We start from the raw sequence: 19,941 nt of genomic DNA on the forward strand, positions 1-19,941 counted from the left end.
AGGTTCTTCTCTTTTTTATGTGTGATTAGGGTTTCCGTAATTGTAGACATACGAGTTTATGAATATAGCAAAAGGCAAGACGATGAACCTATTTACAAAGTGACGAGAAAATGACAAAACTGTAAGAATGCACGAATGTTTGTAAGAAAGTTCGATGTTTTCCTTTTTCTTTTTTTATTAAAGTGAAAAAGAAGAAAGCGATTTCGTAAGGTGTTGATATTTTTAGATGAGTACAATAACCAAAACGATTCATGTAATGAAGGTATATAGCAATCAGTCAAACACCTTACGAAAAAGGAGGGATTTGAAATGTCTTTTTCTCAATTCAATATTGATATTTTTCGAGCACTTAATGATTTAGGTAAACAATATTCATTCCTAAACCCGGCCATCGTATTTTTGGCAGAATATATGGTATATATTTTTGCTTTAATTATTTTAGCTTATTGGTTTACTGGGTCCAGAAAAAGTAGGATGATGGTTATTCAAGCGATGGTTGCTTTTGTAATTGCTGAAGTAATCGGGAAAATAGCAGGGAAATTCCATCTGAATTATCAACCGTTTGCAGTATTGCCTGATGTTAATAAACTTGTTGACCATGCTGTAGATAATTCATTTCCTAGTGACCATACGATTCTCTTTTTTTCAATTTGTTTTTCGTTTTGGCTTGTTCGTAAAAAACTGGATGGCTATGGCTTATACTTGCACTTTGTATAGCGATCTCTCGTATTTGGGTAGGGTTCATTATCCTTTTGATGTTGCAGTAGGGGCTTTAATAGGGTGTATTTCAGCGGTAATTTCGTATTGGTTAGTACCGAAATTCTCTTTTATTAGGCAATTACTTACTCAATATGAAAGAGTAGAGAAACAAGTTTTACCATTCAAAAACAAATCAAAGGGGTTGTAAGTACAGTACTTTATCATCTCCATTACTATTCTCCACAAGTTGAATGGACCAAAACATCCGATACAGCCAAGAAGACGAAAAGAAACAGGTAGTACGTCTAGGTAATAAAATAGCTTATTACATAGACGCATGATCTAAATACTGTCCCGTTCACATTTTAAATGTATCGTTATTGCAGAATTAAACCTACAATCATAATGAAACTAAATAGTATCATCCAACCAAACGCACAATAGCCAAAGAATCTAATCCATTTTGGTAATTGATTCATGTTAACTTTATTTGTGGGAACCCCTTGCATAAAAAACATCATTTTTTGATCTCTATCCCTATTATTTTGTTGTTCATACATAAAATCATCACCTTTCTAGAACCATTGTGTTTATAGTATATCAGTTTGAAAAAAATTATGTATAAGGGCTAGTTTGCATACGAATCATCCTTTATATTTAATCTTTAAGTACAGCCTATCACAAAAGATTTTTAAATTAATCCGAAAATTCTAAATTAAAAAATTCATCGATTACCTAAGGTGAAACCGTGTGCTTTCACATCAATTAACAAACAGAAAAAGGATTTTTGATTTAACTCTTAGAATATCATTCTATTAGGAGTTCTTTCATATGAATTGTTTTTTGATTACTTTTGATAATAACTAGGAAATATAGAAAGGTTGTGAATTTATTTGGTGGGTTATAAAACTATGCTGTTTGATTTAGATGTTACGTTACTTAATAGGGATATGGCCGTAGATACATTGTTTTTATTTGTTTTAGAAAAGTGTTATGAGGATGTTAGTGATACAGTCAAAAACAATATGCTACAGAAATTTAAAGAATATGATAAAAGGGAATACGGCATGAGTGATAAAACGATAGTTTTAGAATCATTGTTTGATGAATTTCCGCCGAAGTATAGATTACCACGCAATTACATTGAAGATTTTTGGAATGAAAAATTCCCTAAATGTTTTTCAATAGACAAAAATACTATTCATTTCTTAAATCATATAAAGAAGCACTTTAAAGTTGGAATTATAACAAATGGTTCAAGTCAGAGGCAAAGGGCTAAAATAATTAACACGAATTTAAACAATTACTTTGATACGATCATTATTTCTGAAGAAGTAGGATTTAGTAAACCGGATAAACGTATATTTGAACTAGCATTAAATAAGCTTAATGTGCAACCAGAAGATGTATTATTTGTTGGAGATGACTTAGAAAAGGATATTGCTGGTCCTCAAAATGTAAATATAAAAGGGATATGGTTTAATCCTCATAGAATCACAAATAAGACTGAAATAAAACCGTATTCTGAGATTGACACTTTTGATAGTTTATTAGGTTATATTACTCCGCAATATTTTTATAATAAGTAAAAATATTGCGGAGTAATGAATTTTTATATTCTAAACAAATAATTAAGAAAGATTTCATTTACCGCATTGTAAGTAAAAACAAAGAAACACTTAAATCTCTACTTAAGGGAAGTGACTTTATAGAAACACTCATTACTGGTAAATGTTTAAGAAATAAACAAACTAAAAATACAAGTAAGGAATGTATTCTTAATCTCGCATTGCCCCCGCCTCTCGAGAAGTCATTGCTCCTTGTCCTGTTCTTACATCATTTTGAATTTCTTGTTTTACTTTTTGCGCATCAGTTGTAGCAAAATCTGATTTCATATTAGAAGCAGACTTTATAGCTTTTTTAGGATATTGCATACAAACCCTCCTCAATTTAATACTTTACAAACTTATTATTTACAAAAATACACTCTTCATCCCACGAATAATTAAACACATTTTATTTAAAGTAAAGTGGAAATTATAAAAAGAAGAGTAAGGACAAGTGACAAGGTTTTGAATATGATTACATACAGCGGAAAAATCTATTCAATATAGATGCTTTGTACAGAAGATTACCCCATAAGGCATTTATACAAGGCAAGAAACAAGAATAAGAAACGCTAATGATGTATTGGTGGCTACATGATATGGATGGAGACACTGGTTATTAGAAAAAGTATTTAGCGACAACATATCCTGAAGTGTTTGCATAAAAAAAACTCCAAATGGAGGCTTTTTTATTTAAGTAAAAAGTAAATTAAAGTAATAATTATATCTTCCCTTTTCACGTCACTCATGATTATATACATTCTATACAATGTAGAAGAACTGACGTTTGTGTTAAACTAAGAAATGAACAAAGGGGGAGTTTTCTTGAACCATTCTAATGATACGATCCGAAATTTAGACAATATAGTTTACAAACCTAATAATTTAATGATAACGAATGTAAAAGAAGAAAAGCAAAACGCAGAATATGCAGGATGTATATTTCACTTAAATAACAAAACCATTCGTTTTAGAAAATCAAAAATTACTCCTAATAAAATTGGTCAATTTGTTTCTTTTTGGGAGAAAGATGACAATATGCAAAATCAAGCGTTTTCTTATGACGCTGCTCCTGATTTATTAGTTATCACTTGTATAGATGATAATAAACTAGGACAATTTATTTTCCCTAAAGAGATTCTTCTTAAGGAAAAAATCTTGAGAACAGAAAACCAAAAAGGCAAGATGGCTATGAGGATTTACCCTATATGGGATACTCCTGTTAGCAACCAAGCTAAAAAGAGCCAACTGTGGCAAATTCAATATTTTGTTGATTTAAGCGATCATAATAATTTACCTATAGACGAACTGTTAAATTTGTATTCGTAGCTTCTTATCTTAAGTAATCTTGTGAGTTAGACTTTTTGTACCAGTACAGTTAAACGAAATGTACATTGTTTCAGTACCCCATCAAATTTACAATCAACATATACTATTTTAACTTATACATTTTAAGGGGTGCTGACTATGACAAGTCTACAACATAAGCTGTTTACAAGATTGAATCTCGCAAAGCGTACTGAAGTGAAATTTGAGGAATTAAATACAATTCTCTTTGCATTTGCACACACTATACCATTTGAGAATTTAGATGTAATAGCACGTAATACGAATATAATTACTATGGAAAATTTACAGAATAAAATTTTAACTCGTTCCCGCGGCGGGCTTTGTTATGAGTTAAATACTCTCTTTTACTACTTTATAAAAGATTGTGGTTATGATGTACAACTCGCATTAGGTACCGTATATAAAAATGATATAAAGGCATGGGCACTTGAGGATGGACATATAACGGTTATTCTAAATTATGATAACGTACGATACGTAATTGATGTAGGTATTGCTTCATTAGTACCTCTAGTCCCGGTACCTTTTACTGGTGAGCCTATTTCTTCTAAAAATGGTACGTATAGAGTGATACGAAAAGATACGAGTAAAGGGAATTACGTTCTAGAAAGAAAAGATACGAATGGTGAGTGGAAAGTGTGTCATGCTTTTTATAATCGTATAATTGATGAAATAGTAGTGAATGATGTTCAAAAAAGAGTAATAGAAGATGAGAAATCTATTTTCAATAAGGGCCCAATTGCAGTCAAATTGACGGAATCTGGCCATGTCTCTTTAACAAATACTAGTTTAACTACAATGATTCACGGTGAAAAAACGAAACGTGAAGTTACAGAAGAGCAATATAGAGATCTTTTATATACTTTATTTGCTATTGAGTTATGATAAAACAAATAGCTAGCCGGTTCTTATAAAGAATCGGCTATTTTATTTTGATTTAAAACAATTATTAAAGTTTGATTTTCTTAATAGATATAATACACTAGAACAGTATGAAAAAGTATAAACAACGAATTTTGAATGTAAAGGAAGATCTTCATGTCAATTATCGATAAATTGAAACTTAATAAGTATACGAATATGGTTGTTATTAATGAACCAAGTGATTACGAAGTTTTTACAGGAAAAGAAACTGTATTTTCAAAAGAACACGATGCCATTTTTATTTTTGTAGAAACACTGGATGAAATGGTGAAACAAACGAATTATATTATTAGTAATGAAGAATTATTAATTGAAAAAGGATACGTATTCTTCGCATATCCGAAAAAAGGTAATTCTCGCTACAGTACGTTTATTCACCGTGACGAGATGTTTCCAGCATTAAACGTTGGAGAAGATGGATATGTGGGAGAAAGCGATATTAAATTTGCGCGAATGGTAAGTATGGATGATGTTTTTACTGTTGTAGGTTTAAAGCGTGAGAAGAAAAAAGCGACGAAAACGCCTGCAATGAGCCAATGTGTAGCTGATTATGCAGATCGAATTCAAGATGTTGAATCTTTATTAGCTAATCACCCAAATGAACTTAAGTTTTATCAAAGTTTAACACCTGGATACAAAAAAGATTGGGCACGTAATTTGTTTTCTGTAAAACAAGATAAAACACGTGAAAAACGTCTTGAGAAAATGATTGAAATTCTTTCGCAAGGATATAAAACGATTGAATTATTTCGTAAAAAGAAAAAGTAAGACTAGCAATTCACAATGATGCAACAATTAATTGCACTTGGCACATTGAAAAAAGGATTCCTTTCAGTATACTAAAGTATGTTCTTATATTTAAATAATTAGCAAAAGAGAAAAGGTGTTTGAAATGAAATCGTATATTGTAGTTGGAGCGGGTATTTTAGGAGCGTCTACTGCTTACCATCTTGCTAAGGCTGGCGCGAATGTTACTATCGTGGATCGTCAACAAGTAGGTCAAGCAACTGATGCTGCAGCAGGTATTGTCTGTCCATGGCTTTCGCAACGTCGTAATAAAGCATGGTATAAAATCGTTAAAGGCGGTGCACGTTACTATTCTTCGTTAATTCAGCAATTAGAAGATGAAGGTGAAACGGACACAGGTTATAACCGTGTAGGTGCAATTAGTTTACATACTGATGAGAAAAAACTTGATCAAATGGAAGAGCGAGCGTATAAACGTCGTGAAGATGCCCCAGAGATTGGTGAAATCACTCGCTTATCAGCTGAAGAAACAAAAAAATTATTCCCAGCATTATCAGAAGAATTTAGTTCTGTTCATATTAGTGGTGCTGCAAGAGTAAATGGAAGATTATTACGTAATGCATTAATAAGCGCTGCGAAAAAACATGGCGCAACTTTTATAAAAGGAGATGCAGTATTAGTCCGTGAAGGTAATCATATTACGGGAGTTATAGTAAACGATGAAACTATTTTAGCAGAAAAGGTTATTGTAACTGCAGGTGCATGGGCGAACGAAATCTTAAACCCTTTAGGAATTAATTTCTTAGTTACGTTCCAAAAAGGACAAATTGTTCACTTGCAAATGGAAAATACAGCAACAGAAAATATGCCAGTTGTTATGCCGCCAAATGATCAATACATTTTAACATTTGACAATGGCCATGTCGTAATTGGTGCAACACATGAGAATGATACTGGTTTCGATCACCGTGTAACGGCTGGTGGTTTAAATGAAGTATTCCATAAAGCATTAACAGTTGCACCTGGCTTAGAAGATGCTACTATGCTTGAGACGAGAGTTGGATTTAGACCGTTTACTCCAGGATTCTTACCTGTTATCGGACCGCTTCCTAACTTCGACGGTATTCTTGTTGCAAACGGATTAGGAGCTTCAGGTTTAACTGCTGGTCCATATTTAGGATCAGAACTCGCTAAATTAGCGCTAGGACAACCAATTGAATTAGATTTAAACGATTATGACGTTGCAGGCGCAATTGAATAACATCGGGTATGAAAAAAATACACTAAGCAAATTTGATAGAAAATAAGCGTTTTTTTCTTCGCGAAGAATTAGACAGTTTATGAAAAATAAAATTCTTCAAAAATAGAGGGCTGACACCATAAACCTGCATTATTCATGTAGAATTATGATGTCGGCTCTTTATTCATATGTATTTAAAGCCTATTTTCGAGAGGAGGTTAAGCAATGAGAGCACCATATCAAGTATTAATATTTCCTTATATAAAAATTGATGACTCTATTCAATATGCGATTTTCAACCGAAGTGATTATGGTTATTGGCAAGGCATAGCTGGTGGTGGAGAAGACGGTGAGATTCCTATTGAATCAGCAAAACGTGAAGCGTTTGAAGAGGCTGGTATTACAAGAGAATGTTCATATATACAATTAGATTCTGTGTCTTCACTACCAGTAGAGGATGTAGTTGGAGGGTTCCTTTGGGGAGATGACGTTTATGTAATAAAAGAATTTTCGTTTGGAGTTAAAGTCCCTACAAAAAACATCTCATTATCTAAAGAACACTTAAATTATAAATGGTTATGTTTTGAGGAAGCCGTAACGTATTTGAAGTGGGATAGCAATAAAACAGCATTGTGGGAATTAAACAAAAGACTATTAAAACAATAAAAGTGTTAGCTAACAAAGATAGTAGTGGAACAAGAATTGAACAATTTAAAAAAATCAAATATAGATTTGGCATGACCAATGAACTGAGAGAACTTGCACTTAGAAAAGCCTTATACAGTCGCCTCTGAAAAAATAGTTAGAATTTTTTTGGTGTATGGTTTTTGGCTCTGAATAGCGGAATACATATTAAGTATTCAACAGTTCAAATAAAATTCGCTTAGTGTATATTTTCGTTAAAATGTGGGTAAGCCCCTTTTAGCAAAACCGGAGTGGAAATGATGAGTATAAATAGTTTTGTGGGATTGATAAAGGATGAATTATTAAAAGAGGTAATCATAAGAAGTGAGGACGAATTCGAGCCTGTAGTAGTTAAAGATATTCCTAGACTTTGGAAGTGTTTAGGGCAAGGTAATTATGCTGCAGTATTCATGCACAGAGAATTCAAAGATTGGGTAGTGAAAGTTTACGCGCGAGAAGGAGAAGGAATTGAAAAAGAGTCAGAAGTATACCGCAGAATCGGAAATCATCCTTCTTATTCAAAGCTTATATATAAAGGAGAAAATTTCATAGTATTGAAACGTTTAAAAGAAATTACCTTATACGATGCTATTCATAAGGGAATTAAAATTCCTAAGCAGGTAATCCTTGATATAAATAAAGCTTTAGAGTATGCAAGGAAACAAGGATTAACTCCTTGTGATGTTCACGGGAAAAATGTGATGATGGAAAAAGGAAGGGGATATGTAGTCGATGTATCTGATTTCTTAAAAACAAAAGAAGATAGTAAGTGGAGAGACCTAGAAAAGGCATATTTTACATTTTATTTGCCTTTCATTTATAAATTGCCTTTCCCTGTTAAAATACCGTATTTTATGTTAAACATTGTTAGACGTTCGTATAGAAAATATAAGAAACTTAAAAAGAAATTCGAATTGTAAAAAGATCACATACTTATAAGTGGACCACTAGTAAACAAAAGGACCGTACATATTAGACATTTCTAAAATGTACGGTCCTAATCTTATATATTTTTTTATTAGTTATTTCACTATCAATTCCAAAACGAGATATTTTGAATAAATGAAACCGTCAAAATAAGTGTTGATGCGGAACCAGCAGTTAATAGCATTACAAATCAATATTTTCCTGTTAAACCACCTTTTTTAAATAGAAATACGACTGATAAAATAATAACAACAGCCTTCAAACTGCCCCAATATGGATAAATAGCATGATCTGTTAGATTAGCATGCTGAAAAATGTTCTCTAATCCAAAAATCCCAATAATGACCGCTAAAAGAAAAGCAGCTTTTCCAATAGTTGTATTACGATAGAGGGTAAATAAATATAGCGCAAATATAAGTGGTAAGATGATTTGTAGTAAAAGTGTCATAAGTAGCCCCCTAGTTTATTTATAATTACATTATATACAAAAATGTAATAAAAAGGAATGCTACTTATTTGATACTAATAAGATTACTCTAATCATACTCTTCTATTAAAAAGAATATAAAGGGGTGTAAAGTTAATTGACAAAAGTTAAGGTTCATTTACGACCCATTGTTCATAACATAAATTTACCGACTGTCATAAAAACAGCAATACTTCCAGATGAATCAGTTGAAAGACTATTTATCGCAACCCAATTAGGAGAGGTTTTTTACATAGGAGATGGAGTCATAAAAACATTTTTAAATATTCGTCAACGTATTATTAAATTAGGTACATCTGAAGAAGGTGTCTCTAGTAGCGGCTATGATGAACGTGGATTGCTTGGACTTGCATTTCATCCACAATTTTATCAAAACGGTTTATTTTATCTTCATTATTCAGTAGCTGGAACTCAAGGACCCGGTGCACTTTCTGAACAATTTAAACCGAATCCTTGTGACCCGAAAACTTTAAACTTAAAATGGCTAAATAGAGATACGCAATATGATCATATTGATACAATTGAAGAATGGATTTTACAGTCAAACGGGCAACCTCAAAAACGTAGAACATTACTTCATATAAAACGCCCATTTTTTAATCATAATGGAGTAAATACTTTAAACTTTTCTCCAGAGACGGGGAAACTTGTATTTACAAATGGAGATGGTGGGTCGGGTTATGATCCGTTTAATTTAAGCCAAGATGATTTAGAAATAGCAGGTAAAATAATTGAAATCGATGTAAGTAGAGATACATTCATAAATAATCCTCCAGTAGTTACACGCTTTAATGAACTTCCTCTATCGATACAAGAAACACTTACAGTAATTGCGAAAGGCGTCCGTAATATAACCGGTATTTCATTCCAAAGGTTTTATAATCAATATATTAAATATGCAGGTAATGTCGGACAGGATATTGTAGAGTCTATTTTTTCATTTGTTCAATATAAACCAATTCCGGTTACTGAACTTATTAAAATGCATGTAATGAGATTCACTTCTAATCAAGATGGATTTATTAATTTTGGTTGGAGAGGATGGGAAGGAGAATTACCTACTTCTTTTATACGGCACTGTGCTGATCATCCTACTTTAGATGAGAGAACAATGGTTTATTATAATGAAACAATAGAATTATCCGCAAAGCGTATGCAGCCGCTCATTAGTTATTTTCATAAAGACCCGAGACCAGATAAGTTTGGAGGAACTTCACTTACAGGCGTTCAGCCATATATGGGAACTGCAATCCAAAATTTATATGGTAGCGTTGTATTTACTGATCTTGCTAAGAAAGAAGAATCTCGGCCGCCAGTTAAAGGTGTTTTAGCATATACTAGAGCCGGTATAGATGGTAAACATACTGACTTTCATGTTATTGAAACCAATTATGATTTTGGTACGCAAGCAGCTTATTATATGAGTTTAGGAACAAATTTGGATCAAACTAGGTTATATTTAGGAGTTTACGGTTCTATGAAAGTAACTGATTTTAACAAAGGTACCATATTTGAAATTATTCCTTAAAAAGATATACACTTATAGTTTATCCCCTAAAGGTCTTCTTTATAAACGTCTATTGTATTGTGATTAATAATAAGCAGAAAGCAAATCATAAACAACTAGTGTATGAATAATATAGAAAGTGAGGAATGAGATATCTTTAGGGGGTATATTGATGAATCGGTTTGTACGTTATTGGTATCAACTTATGATAGAGAATGATACGAACTTTGTTCATAAAAGAAAATTGTCCCTAGCAAATAAGCTAGTCATTACAGCTTTAATGAGTGCTTTAGCCACCATGTTTCAAGCAGCGGGGAATTTAATTCCTGGTATAGGGTTATTCATTAGTCCTTTTGCGACATTACCCATTTTTTTGGCTATTTGCTACTCTATTCGTGAGGGAGTACTTTCTTTTATCCTTACTATTCTCTTATTATTTATTATCGAGCCAAGTGAACTAATTGTTTTCCCCTTTACTACAGGTTTATTAGGTATAGCTTTAGGGCTTTCCTTTATACAATTCAAGAGGAGAATTTGGGTTGTTTCCTTTTCTGCGATTTGTCTACTTATAGGAATTATGATAGTTCTCGATATTTTCCGTTTTCCCGTACTTGGTCCTACTATTCATACAACTATGGATATAAAAATTATTTCATCTATATTTATACTGAGCTTTCTATACTGCTGGATCTATGCAGGGCTTTGTAGCATATTGTTGAATAGAGTATATAAAGCATTGTTTTAACAATTGTATAGAATGGAGATTTAAAACATGTATAACGTTGCAATTAGGAGACCAAATTCGGATGATTTAGAGGAACTTCACTTGTTTTTCCGTATAGTTATTACGAATACATATAAAGACGAAGGATTATCACAACAATTGGATGACATAGAAAATGAAATTAACATGAAAAAGCAATATTTGAAAACAGATTTTGATAGTAACGGAGAAAAACGTTACTTTTTATTAGCAATTGACACAAATAACGATAAAATCATTGGAACAATTGAAGTTGGCCCAGCAAGTACATTGATTACTAGTTGTACAAATGGTGTACTTAAGGATTTGTATGAAATAGGAACTGTATTTATACTTCCGGATTATCAAAGAAAGGGTATCGGGAGTTTACTACTACATACAATGTTTCTTACGTTACTTAGCAGAGGAATAACAGAATTCTGTTTAGATAGTGGATACAGAAAAGCGCAAAGTATATGGACGAAGAAGTTTGGAGAGCCTAGTTATGTACTAAAAGATTATTGGGGAGAATCAAGTGATCATATGATTTGGAAGAAGAGTTTACACGATACACCTATAATATTTGAATTATAAAATGAAATATGCCTATGAACGTAGCTTTTCTTACATATGTATGCTATTATTTATCTTTATAATAAAAGAGGACGTGAATGAACTTGATTAAAATTAGTATCCCTGAAGTTGATGTTACAATTACTGAACGTAAACAAGTTATTAGAGGAGACGAGCCAAGAATTACGCCAATCAATGGTTTTATCGATTTCCACTTGTTCCCTAGAGATAAAGGCGGCATTTTTATGTTTTACAATATTAATGACGAACTACTTTTCGTAGGTAAAGCTCGTAAAATTAGACAACGTATTAAGAAGCATTTCGAAGACAATGTTTCACCAATTAAAAATCACCGTGATGAAGTATACCGCATTGATGCATGTATCGTAGAAGATCCAACAGAAAGAGAAATTTATGAAACATATATCATTAATGAATACAAAGCAAAATATAACGTTGATAAAGTATTCTATAAATAAGTAATAAAAAAACAATCCTAGCACATAGAGTGGGATTGTTTTTTATTTAAAATTAGTCCTCATATTTTTCTACTTTTTTTAAATGATTCGCAATAATAAAACAGCATACTCCTATACATATAAGTACAATTCCAATCGTTTTATGTTTTCCCAAAAAGAAAGGAATATCAGAAATAACATTTGTCATACATAACCCTACAAACACAAGGATCGGTCCTAGCCAAAGTAATACATTGCCGAATTTTGTGTGCTTCCACATAATAACCCTCCTCAATCCTCTTTACATATATATCCATAAAATGAAAGTAAATTCATAGAGAAATATAGTTTTTTTCATATCGAAAATTTAACCTTCATATATTGGTACAAGCAAACAAGAAAGGGGACCATCATGAATTGGTTAGAAGCTTTTATATTAGGGATTATACAAGGTTTAACAGAGTTTTTACCGATAAGTAGTACAGGTCATCTTTATTTAGGAAGACATTTGTTTCAATTAGATGAAGCAGGATTGTTTTTAGATACGATGCTGCATATTGGCACTTTGCTTGCAGTGTTTATTTATTACAAAAAAGAATTTATATATTTAATCAAAAATCCATTTTCAAAACTAATGCTATTACTTATTGTCGGGACGATACCTGCGGTTGTAATTGGATTGTTATTTAAAGACTTTTTTGAGGATATTTCAAAAACAGGTATTACAATTGGTTGGGAGTTTTTAGTGACAGGGTTCTTTCTCTACATGGCAGATAAACAAAAGAATGGTCGTAAAAAAATGGACGACATTACATATAAAGATGCATTTATCATCGGTTCATTTCAAGCGGTTGCTATTTTCCCTGCAATTTCTCGTTCTGGTATGACAATCGTCGCTGCATTATGGAGAAAGTTAGACCGCGAAACCGCAGCTTACTTTTCTTTTTTATTATCAACTCCAGCCATTGTCGGAGCAATCATTTTGCAATTTGTAGATCTTTTTCAAGGGAAAGCAGAATCTATTTCTAGTACATCTTTAATTGTTGGAACGTTATCAGCTGCGTTTTTCGGTTACATAGCCGTTTCGTGGATGATTCAGTATTTAAAACGTCACTCCTTAAAAATATTCGCGTATTACGTCTGGGGATTAGGTATTTTAATTTTAACGTTACAATTTACTCATGTGTTTTAATTATAATGATAAAGAAGTTAATGAGTTTAAGATCCTGTTTCATTCATATAAGGCAGGATTTCTTTTTATTAAGGGGGAAAACATGTTTAATAAGGCTATCGTTATTGGCGGAAGTATCGCAGGAAAGCTCGCCGCAAAAGCATTATCAACTGCTTTTAAAGAAGTAATCATTATAGAAGCCGGTGAAAGATGGGATGGAAAAGCTTCGAGAAAAAGAGTCCCACAAAGTAATCATCCTCATGTGTTATTAAAAGGCGGAGAAAACGCAATTGAGGAATTGTTTCCTAATATCACGAATGAACTAATTGAAGCAGGTAGTATCGTAAATAACTTTACTCGTGATTTAAAATGGCATCAATTTGGTTCATGGAAACAGCCATTCATAGGAGAAGTACATATGATTCAGCAAAGTCGTTCTATGCTCGAAGCACATATTCAAAAACGCATTGAACAAATTTCAAATATTACTATTAAATATGAAACATTGGTTGAAGGGTTAGTAGTAAATGAAAAGCTTAATAAAGTGTGCGGAGTAAAAATGGAATGTTTAAATACAGGAAATCAAGAAGAAATTCATGCGGATACTATTGTTGATGCAAGTGGATTCGGTTCAAAAAGCATAGCGTGGTTACGAGAATACGAAATTGAAGTGCAAGAAGAGAAAGTACGTATTGATTTATTTTACGTAACGAGAATGTTTAAACTTAAAGAAAATGAGAAATTAGATTACTGTAATACACTAATGTCTCCAAGTTTCCCTGATAATCCGTATGGCGTTCTTATTCAAACGATTGAGGATCATCGTTATTTTGTTACTTTCAGTGGATATGCAAATGAAAAAGCACCACAAACAGATGGAGAATTTTATAATTTTGCTGAAAACTTATCAATCCCTCATGTTACAGATTTTCTTAACAAAGCTGTGGCAATTTCAGATATCAAAACGTATAAAATTCCTTATCAAGTACGTCGGAGATTTGATCTCACCACAAATATGCCAGAAGGATTATTAGTCGTTGGAGATGCACATTGTCGTTTCGACCCTGTTTTCGGTCAAGGTGTTTCAGTTGCCGCTATGGAAGCTCACCAATTGCAGTTACTTTTACAAAGGAGACAAAAGCTCGATCATGCATTTACACAGCAGTTTTATAAAGAGACCGCTCATATCATACAAACTCCGTGGGAAATGACAACAACGGAAATATCACGTCATCCACAGCTAAAAAGAGAATTAACGATAAAACAAAAATTTCAGCTATGGTATACGAAACAAATATATCAACTATCTGCAACTGATTCTGACGTTTATATTCGATTAGTAAAGGTGATGAATTTAATTCGTAGCCCATTTCACCTATTTCATCCAAAAGTGCTATTTGCTGTGTTACTGAAGCAAAAAAATAGCAGGAAAATAGTTGATTAAAAAAGAATATATAACAGTTAGTAGATATAGAAGGGGTAATCGAGATGAAAATATACATAGAACAATTAAAGAAACACGATGCTAAAGATTTATTTACGTTTGAACTTACGAATAAGTCTTTTTTTGAAACAATGGTACCTAATCGTGGCTCGCAATATTTTGATTTTGAATATTTCCAAAAACTACTAGATGATTTATTAATAGAACAGGCGGATGGAGAATCTTATTTTTATTTAATTCGTAATGAAGAAAGTGAAATTGTAGGAAGAATAAATTTAGTAGATATAGATTCGGAAACTCGAATCAGTTCGTTAGGTTATCGAGTGGGAGAAAAGTTTACTAAAAAAGGAGTTGCAACAGCAGCCGTAAAATTAATTTTAGACGTAGCGAAAAATAATGAAATTAATGAGGTTCATGCTAAAACGACTACTAATAATCTTGCATCACAAATTGTATTAGAAAAAAGCGGGTTTTCTTCTTATCAAAACGAAGCAGATACAACATCTGTAGTATTAAATGGAGAACATGTGAATTTTGTACATTATATTTGGAGAAATACTTCGCACTTATAATAAGGGGGACTTATTCATGAATGATTTACGTTATCCAATTGGGCAATTTACATATAAACGTCCTATAACGGAAGAAATGATTGATACGTGGATTCAAGAAATTGAAGATTTACCTAATGAACTAACGAAGGCAATTAAAGATTTAGATCAGAAACAGTTAGACACACCATACCGCGTTGGTGGATGGACAGTTCGTCAAGTAGTCCATCACGTTGTTGATAGCCATATGAATAGTTACATACGCTTTAAATTAGCACTAACAGAAAAGAATCCAACGATTAAACCATATAAAGAAGAAAAGTGGGCAGAATTACCTGATTCTAAATTACCAGTAGATGTTTCACTAGTAATGTTAGATTCATTACATAAAAGATGGGTTAACCTTTTATATTCTTTAGAACTTAAAGATCTAGAAAAGACATTTAACCACCCAGAGACTGGTGAAACAAAACTTGCTGTTGCAATTGGACTATACGCATGGCACGGACGTCATCATACGGCTCATATAAATTCATTAAGAAAGCGACTAAATTGGTAGTAACGTGAAGATTACATTAGAGAAGGCGACAGAAAGTGATGCAGCAGTTTTATTTCAAATGCAAATAGACTCATTTAGCCCTTTATTACATAAATATAAAGACTATGAAACAAACCCAGCAAATGAATCTATTGAAAAAACTATTTTTAGAATAAATAATCCCAGCAGTAATTTTTATAAAATTATAATAGATTCGAGACTTGTTGGGGCGATATGTATATCCCAAAAAGAACTACCTTATAAATTTTGGATCAGAAGGGAAAGGAATCGCTCAGAAGGTACTAATTTTAATTGAAGGGATGTTTTCAAAAGCACAATGTTTTGAACTTGCTACGATTTTAGAAGAAGAAAGAAATTGTTTTCTGTACGAAAAAATGGGGTATAAAAGAACAGAAGAAACTAAGAAATTAAATGATAAAACTACACTTATTTATTACAAAAAAGAAAGGTAAAGCATTTGAAATACGCTTTACCTTTTTCTGTTATTTGAGATTAAATATACAAAAATGATGTATGTTCTTCCAAAATAATCGGGTTAGTAATTTTAGAATTGAATAAACATACAAAAAATTATTATTTGGTCGTATATGTTACTAACGCTTTTTGAATGCTTAAAACACTATCGTCACCTTTAAATTCTTTCGTAATTGGTGTACTCAAACTAGATACCCAAATTTTAAGTTCTGCATCTAAATCAAAATGCCCAGCTGTTTCAATGCTAAATTGTGTAATGCTTTTATAAGGGATAGAATGATACTCAGTTTTTTTACCTGATATCCCTTGTTTATCTACTAAAATAAGACGACGATTTGTGAATACGATTAAATCGCGAATTAATTTATAAGCATGTTCAACTTTCTCATCGTCTAACATAATCTTCTCTAAATCACGTTCTACACTTTCTGTACTCGTATTTGATGCATTTCCTAAAATACCGCTGAATAAACCCATAGGAAATTCCTCCTCCATTATTTGTGTAATGTGTTATTTATATTGTACCACGCTCTTGACTAAGAAATAATGACATTACTTTAGTAGTTTCTGGTTATTGTTGCAATGCGCTTATATCATCTTGTCTTAAAGTCTTGTGCTAATATGTAAGTAACAAAAAAGAAGCAGAGGGATATAGTATGAAGAATATCGGTTTAGTATTAGAAGGCGGAGGAATGAAAGGTTTATATACTGCAGGCGTACTCGAATATTTTATGGAAAAAAACTTATTTTTTCCTTATGTAGTTGGCGTATCCGCTGGAGCTTGTATGGGAGCAACTTATTTATCACGTCAAAAAGGGAGAAATAAAAAAGTAAATACAGAGCTAGTAGCAGATCATCGTTATATATCTTATCGAAATTTAATTCGAAAACGTGAATTATTTGGAATGGATTTTCTATTTGATGAAGTACCGAATAAAATTGTACCGTTTGATTTTCAAACTTTCTTAAACTCAAATGAACAGTTTGTTATAGGAACGACGGACTGCGAATCAGGACAAGCTATTTATTATAATAAAGCAGAACACGGAAATGATATTTTAAAAATCATTCGTGCATCTAGCTCAGTGCCGTTTATAGCGCCTGCTGTAGAATATGATAATCGAAAATTACTAGATGGAGGAATTATAGATCCTATACCAGTTTTAAAAGCTCAAACTGATGGTTATGAAAAGAACGTTGTAATTATGACAAAGCCAGAAGGATATGAGAAGCAGCGAAATAAATTTTCAGGGCTGGCTAAAATTTTATATAGGAAATATCCGAATATCGCAAAATCTTTAGTAGAACATTATCGTTTTTATAATGAGACGATATCTTATATGAATCAAATAAAACAAAAAGACAACTTTTATGTCATTCAACCAAGTGTACAACTTCCTATAAGCGGTATAGAGAGAAATAAAGAAAAACTCGTTAATTTATATAATCTTGGGTATACAGATGCTCAATATCATTATGAAAACTTATTAAATTGGATAGAAAAATAAAGGGGTGAAAAGTTGAAGTTAGGAAAACAAATTATTTTTAAGGAATTGCAGAACATGCATAGTCCATTGCACAAGCCGTTTCCTTACCGTGCTACAGCAAAATTGCAGCGAACTTTAAAGAGTAAATTTACCGAAGATGACTGTATAAACGCTGATTTTAATCATTATTGGATGCATACAGCAGCAACTTTAAATTCTGTACTAAATGAACAGAACATTACGTTTCAGCAAATCAAGTGGTTAAAGAAATCTTTTTTGAGTGGTTTCCACAATATCGTTTTCTAGAAACAGAGATTATGAAGTATCCCATTTTATATAGAGATTTCATGAATTATGAAAAGACCCGGAAGCTATTACTTTATTATCTTACTGAATAAAAATTTAAACGTACAAGTCATGCTGCTTGTACGTTTTTTGTTCATAAAATATACAATATTTACAACTTGTCCATGTAGGTATTTTAACGAGAAAAAAGAAGTACATATAGAATATGTGCGAGGGAGGAGATAGAAGTTTGTTAGCTGTTTTCCTTTCAATTCATGTCCAACTCAAATATTTCGAGTAAAATTCGTTTCTTAATGGTATTATCAAATATCAGGAAAACTAATTTAGAAATGAAGAAGGGACAGGTTTAAAAATGGAAAACGTATCAACTGTAGATAAAGTAGAATCAATACAGTCTTTACAGTCAACAATCCGTAAACTTGAAAATGCACTCTCTCAGATGACTCAAAAAGGTGCAAATACTACATTAGTGAAAAAACGACTTAAAGCTGTTTGCATAGGGTTAGTAGTGCTAGAAAACGTTTGGAATCAAGAAAGCCATCAGTATAGCCAAGAAGAGTTAGCAGACGCTCGTAACGTCCTTGCTGGTTTACTTCCATCAATTGAGAGAGCCTATGATAAGTCTAAAGCCGGTAGTCCGCAAAGAACACTTTTAACAAGAAGAATAAAAGCGTTGGAACTTTCTATTCAGGCAATTGATCATTTTTCTAATAAATAACGTCTCTAAACACATAAAACACATAATTTACGACTGCTTTAATATAGGAAGTGCAGTATAGCAGTCGTTTTCCTTCAAACCATTATCCATCCGGAAAAATTGAAACATATTCATTTCATAGTACGATTTTAAATAAAACACGTAAAATTCATATTTATACGCCTCATGATTATTCTCACACTTCACATCTTCAAGAACTTCTCATTGTATTTGATGGGAATTCATTCATTAATGACCTTTCAATCACAAAAACACTTAATTATTTAATTTACGAAAAAGAAATCTCATCGTGTATTGCTGTTGCTATAGATCCTGTTGATCGATTAGAAGAGCTAACTTATAACGATAAAATGAACGCATTTTTAACGAAGGAATTACTTCTGTGGATTCAGGCTAAGTATCGTGTGCATAAAGAAGCAAAACATACAACAATTGCAGGTTTCAGTCTTGGTGGCCTAGCAGCTTTTTATGCAGCACTTCAAAATCCGCATATTTTCGGGAATGTGTTGTCAATGTCTGGATCTGTACATTGGAAAAAAGATGGTTATGAAAATCCAATTCCTTGGATTGAAAATCAAATTTCATCAATAGATTCTAATACGACTCATCTCTATTCTTACATAGCAGTAGGTGAACTTGAAAACGAACCTCTTTTAACGGCCAATAGGCGCCTATATAAAGCTTTAAAAGAAAATAGATACCAAACCACTTATGAAGAGTTCCAATGCGGACATGACGGTATTTGGTGGCGGGAAAATTTGTTTGACGGGTTGAAAGCTTTAAAACTTACAAAAAACACACTATAAAATAAAAAGGAGAGAGAATCTATGAATCAAGAAGAACTAGATAAGAAACTAAAAAAGCAAGAGATTTTAGTAAAAGATGAGAAAGTTTGGTCCTATACGTATGAGGATCATATTAGTTCTATCATTAAAGAAGCAGAAAAGAAAGGGTCTTTTGATAATATGCCTGGTAAAGGGAAACCTCTAAATCTAGATAAAGACCTTTCGTACAATCCTGAAAAGCAACTGTATAGAACGTTAAAGAATAATCATGTTTTACCAAGGTGGATTGAGCTTTCAAAAGAAATTGATGATTTAAAAGAAAAGCTAAAAGAAAATACAAATACTGCAGAAGCAGCGAATTTAATTCGAACTATTAATAAAAAGGTTTTAGAACATAATTTACTTTGTCCACCAAGTGCGCAAAAAACGAGGGTGAAAACGGACTTTTAACAATTTTTCATGAAGCTATCTCTTGCTATATAATTAAGTAAGGCATTTTTA

General features: G+C 32.3%; 22 protein-coding genes and 4 pseudogenes. 21 read left to right on the top strand and 5 right to left on the bottom strand.

Features of this window, described 5'->3' with window-relative positions; genetic code table 11:
* The first annotated feature begins 309 nt into the window (after positions 1-309).
* Positions 310-907, top strand: a pseudogene (locus ACTFRN_RS16090) (undecaprenyl-diphosphatase).
* A 169-nt stretch (positions 908-1,076) separates the two neighbouring features.
* Here the strand turns inward: ACTFRN_RS16090 and ACTFRN_RS16095 are convergent.
* Positions 1,077-1,259, bottom strand: coding sequence for a hypothetical protein (locus tag ACTFRN_RS16095; protein ID WP_014893663.1), 183 nt, complete (start codon positions 1,257-1,259; stop codon positions 1,077-1,079).
* A 336-nt stretch (positions 1,260-1,595) separates the two neighbouring features.
* On the opposite strand from ACTFRN_RS16095, the gene ACTFRN_RS16100 reads away from it, so the two are divergent.
* On the top strand, positions 1,596-2,288 hold the full coding sequence (locus ACTFRN_RS16100) for an HAD family hydrolase (protein ID WP_124878307.1): 693 nt from the start codon (positions 1,596-1,598) through the stop codon (positions 2,286-2,288).
* A gap of 189 nt (positions 2,289-2,477) precedes the next feature.
* On the opposite strand, the gene ACTFRN_RS16105 is transcribed toward ACTFRN_RS16100, so the two are convergent.
* Positions 2,478-2,633 carry a hypothetical protein gene (locus ACTFRN_RS16105; RefSeq protein ID WP_014893665.1) on the bottom strand — a complete coding sequence of 52 codons (156 nt, stop codon included), beginning with the start codon at positions 2,631-2,633 and terminating at the stop codon, positions 2,478-2,480.
* Positions 2,634-3,110: 477 nt separating this feature from the next.
* On the opposite strand from ACTFRN_RS16105, the gene ACTFRN_RS16110 reads away from it, so the two are divergent.
* The 6 genes from ACTFRN_RS16110 to ACTFRN_RS16135 all read left to right on the top strand — a co-directional run bounded on the left by ACTFRN_RS16110 (position 3,111) and on the right by ACTFRN_RS16135 (position 8,171).
* The gene (locus tag ACTFRN_RS16110) at positions 3,111-3,635 is read left to right on the top strand and encodes a MepB family protein (RefSeq protein ID WP_074568305.1); all 525 of its coding nucleotides are present in this window, start codon (positions 3,111-3,113) and stop codon (positions 3,633-3,635) included.
* Positions 3,636-3,773: 138 nt separating this feature from the next.
* Positions 3,774-4,541 carry an arylamine N-acetyltransferase family protein gene (locus ACTFRN_RS16115; RefSeq protein WP_000202765.1) on the top strand — a complete coding sequence of 256 codons (768 nt, stop codon included), beginning with the start codon at positions 3,774-3,776 and terminating at the stop codon, positions 4,539-4,541.
* A 153-nt stretch (positions 4,542-4,694) separates the two neighbouring features.
* The gene (locus tag ACTFRN_RS16120; RefSeq protein ID WP_000022239.1) at positions 4,695-5,348 is read left to right on the top strand and encodes a YdeI/OmpD-associated family protein; all 654 of its coding nucleotides are present in this window, start codon (positions 4,695-4,697) and stop codon (positions 5,346-5,348) included.
* A gap of 124 nt (positions 5,349-5,472) precedes the next feature.
* On the top strand, positions 5,473-6,588 hold the full coding sequence (locus ACTFRN_RS16125) for an NAD(P)/FAD-dependent oxidoreductase (protein ID WP_014893666.1): 1,116 nt from the start codon (positions 5,473-5,475) through the stop codon (positions 6,586-6,588).
* Between the two features lie 204 nt (positions 6,589-6,792).
* Complete coding sequence (locus ACTFRN_RS16130) at positions 6,793-7,233, top strand: NUDIX hydrolase (RefSeq protein WP_001202581.1); 441 nt, start codon at positions 6,793-6,795, stop codon at positions 7,231-7,233.
* Positions 7,234-7,508: 275 nt separating this feature from the next.
* Complete coding sequence (locus tag ACTFRN_RS16135; protein ID WP_170932383.1) at positions 7,509-8,171, top strand: serine/threonine protein kinase; 663 nt, start codon at positions 7,509-7,511, stop codon at positions 8,169-8,171.
* A 197-nt stretch (positions 8,172-8,368) separates the two neighbouring features.
* On the opposite strand, the gene ACTFRN_RS16140 is transcribed toward ACTFRN_RS16135, so the two are convergent.
* A complete protein-coding gene (locus tag ACTFRN_RS16140) occupies positions 8,369-8,626 on the bottom strand; it encodes a hypothetical protein (RefSeq protein WP_000173557.1) in 258 nt (85 codons plus the stop codon).
* A gap of 136 nt (positions 8,627-8,762) precedes the next feature.
* On the opposite strand from ACTFRN_RS16140, the gene ACTFRN_RS16145 reads away from it, so the two are divergent.
* From ACTFRN_RS16145 to ACTFRN_RS16160, 4 genes are all read left to right on the top strand, one after another.
* Entirely contained in the window at positions 8,763-10,193 is a 1,431-nt protein-coding gene (locus ACTFRN_RS16145) for a PQQ-dependent sugar dehydrogenase (protein WP_000169955.1), read from the top strand.
* A 151-nt stretch (positions 10,194-10,344) separates the two neighbouring features.
* Positions 10,345-10,917: a hypothetical protein gene (locus ACTFRN_RS16150; RefSeq protein ID WP_001079234.1), complete on the top strand. Its 573-nt coding sequence runs from the start codon at positions 10,345-10,347 to the stop codon at positions 10,915-10,917.
* Between the two features lie 27 nt (positions 10,918-10,944).
* On the top strand, positions 10,945-11,508 hold the full coding sequence (locus ACTFRN_RS16155) for a GNAT family N-acetyltransferase (protein ID WP_000282922.1): 564 nt from the start codon (positions 10,945-10,947) through the stop codon (positions 11,506-11,508).
* Positions 11,509-11,585: 77 nt separating this feature from the next.
* Positions 11,586-11,966 (top strand): nucleotide excision repair endonuclease, encoded by a 381-nt coding sequence (locus tag ACTFRN_RS16160; protein ID WP_001048949.1) that lies wholly within the window; start codon positions 11,586-11,588, stop codon positions 11,964-11,966.
* Positions 11,967-12,018: 52 nt separating this feature from the next.
* Here ACTFRN_RS16160 and ACTFRN_RS16165 read toward each other — a convergent pair whose 3' ends face one another.
* Positions 12,019-12,225 carry a hypothetical protein gene (locus ACTFRN_RS16165; protein ID WP_000265469.1) on the bottom strand — a complete coding sequence of 69 codons (207 nt, stop codon included), beginning with the start codon at positions 12,223-12,225 and terminating at the stop codon, positions 12,019-12,021.
* 132 nt (positions 12,226-12,357) lie between these two features.
* On the opposite strand from ACTFRN_RS16165, the gene ACTFRN_RS16170 reads away from it, so the two are divergent.
* From ACTFRN_RS16170 to ACTFRN_RS16190, 5 genes and pseudogenes are all read left to right on the top strand, one after another.
* Positions 12,358-13,137: an undecaprenyl-diphosphate phosphatase gene (locus ACTFRN_RS16170; RefSeq protein WP_001104272.1), complete on the top strand. Its 780-nt coding sequence runs from the start codon at positions 12,358-12,360 to the stop codon at positions 13,135-13,137.
* An 82-nt stretch (positions 13,138-13,219) separates the two neighbouring features.
* Complete coding sequence (locus ACTFRN_RS16175; protein ID WP_000482028.1) at positions 13,220-14,560, top strand: FAD-dependent oxidoreductase; 1,341 nt, start codon at positions 13,220-13,222, stop codon at positions 14,558-14,560.
* A gap of 44 nt (positions 14,561-14,604) precedes the next feature.
* A complete protein-coding gene (locus ACTFRN_RS16180) occupies positions 14,605-15,132 on the top strand; it encodes a GNAT family N-acetyltransferase (protein WP_049113289.1) in 528 nt (175 codons plus the stop codon).
* A gap of 16 nt (positions 15,133-15,148) precedes the next feature.
* On the top strand, positions 15,149-15,670 hold the full coding sequence (locus tag ACTFRN_RS16185) for a YfiT family bacillithiol transferase (RefSeq protein WP_000999073.1): 522 nt from the start codon (positions 15,149-15,151) through the stop codon (positions 15,668-15,670).
* 4 nt (positions 15,671-15,674) lie between these two features.
* Positions 15,675-16,122: pseudogene (locus ACTFRN_RS16190) on the top strand (GNAT family N-acetyltransferase).
* Between the two features lie 121 nt (positions 16,123-16,243).
* On the opposite strand, the gene ACTFRN_RS16195 reads toward ACTFRN_RS16190, so the two are convergent.
* Complete coding sequence (locus ACTFRN_RS16195; protein ID WP_000522480.1) at positions 16,244-16,621, bottom strand: PH domain-containing protein; 378 nt, start codon at positions 16,619-16,621, stop codon at positions 16,244-16,246.
* Between the two features lie 179 nt (positions 16,622-16,800).
* Between ACTFRN_RS16195 and ACTFRN_RS16200 the strand changes: the two genes are divergently transcribed.
* From ACTFRN_RS16200 to ACTFRN_RS16215, 4 genes and pseudogenes are all read left to right on the top strand, one after another.
* Positions 16,801-17,652 (top strand): patatin-like phospholipase family protein, encoded by an 852-nt coding sequence (locus ACTFRN_RS16200; protein ID WP_000789265.1) that lies wholly within the window; start codon positions 16,801-16,803, stop codon positions 17,650-17,652.
* Positions 17,653-17,664: 12 nt separating this feature from the next.
* Positions 17,665-18,029: pseudogene (locus tag ACTFRN_RS16205) on the top strand (YxiJ-like family protein).
* Between the two features lie 260 nt (positions 18,030-18,289).
* Positions 18,290-18,655: a hypothetical protein gene (locus tag ACTFRN_RS16210; protein ID WP_000432691.1), complete on the top strand. Its 366-nt coding sequence runs from the start codon at positions 18,290-18,292 to the stop codon at positions 18,653-18,655.
* A gap of 47 nt (positions 18,656-18,702) precedes the next feature.
* Positions 18,703-19,890, top strand: a pseudogene (locus tag ACTFRN_RS16215) (DnaJ family domain-containing protein); the annotation flags it as partial.
* Between the last annotated feature and the right edge of the window lie 51 nt (positions 19,891-19,941).

Origin of the sequence: Bacillus cereus group sp. MYBK245-2 (assembly GCF_051916145.1) — a bacterium.
Classification (GTDB): Bacteria; Bacillota; Bacilli; order Bacillales; family Bacillaceae_G; genus Bacillus_A; species Bacillus_A pacificus.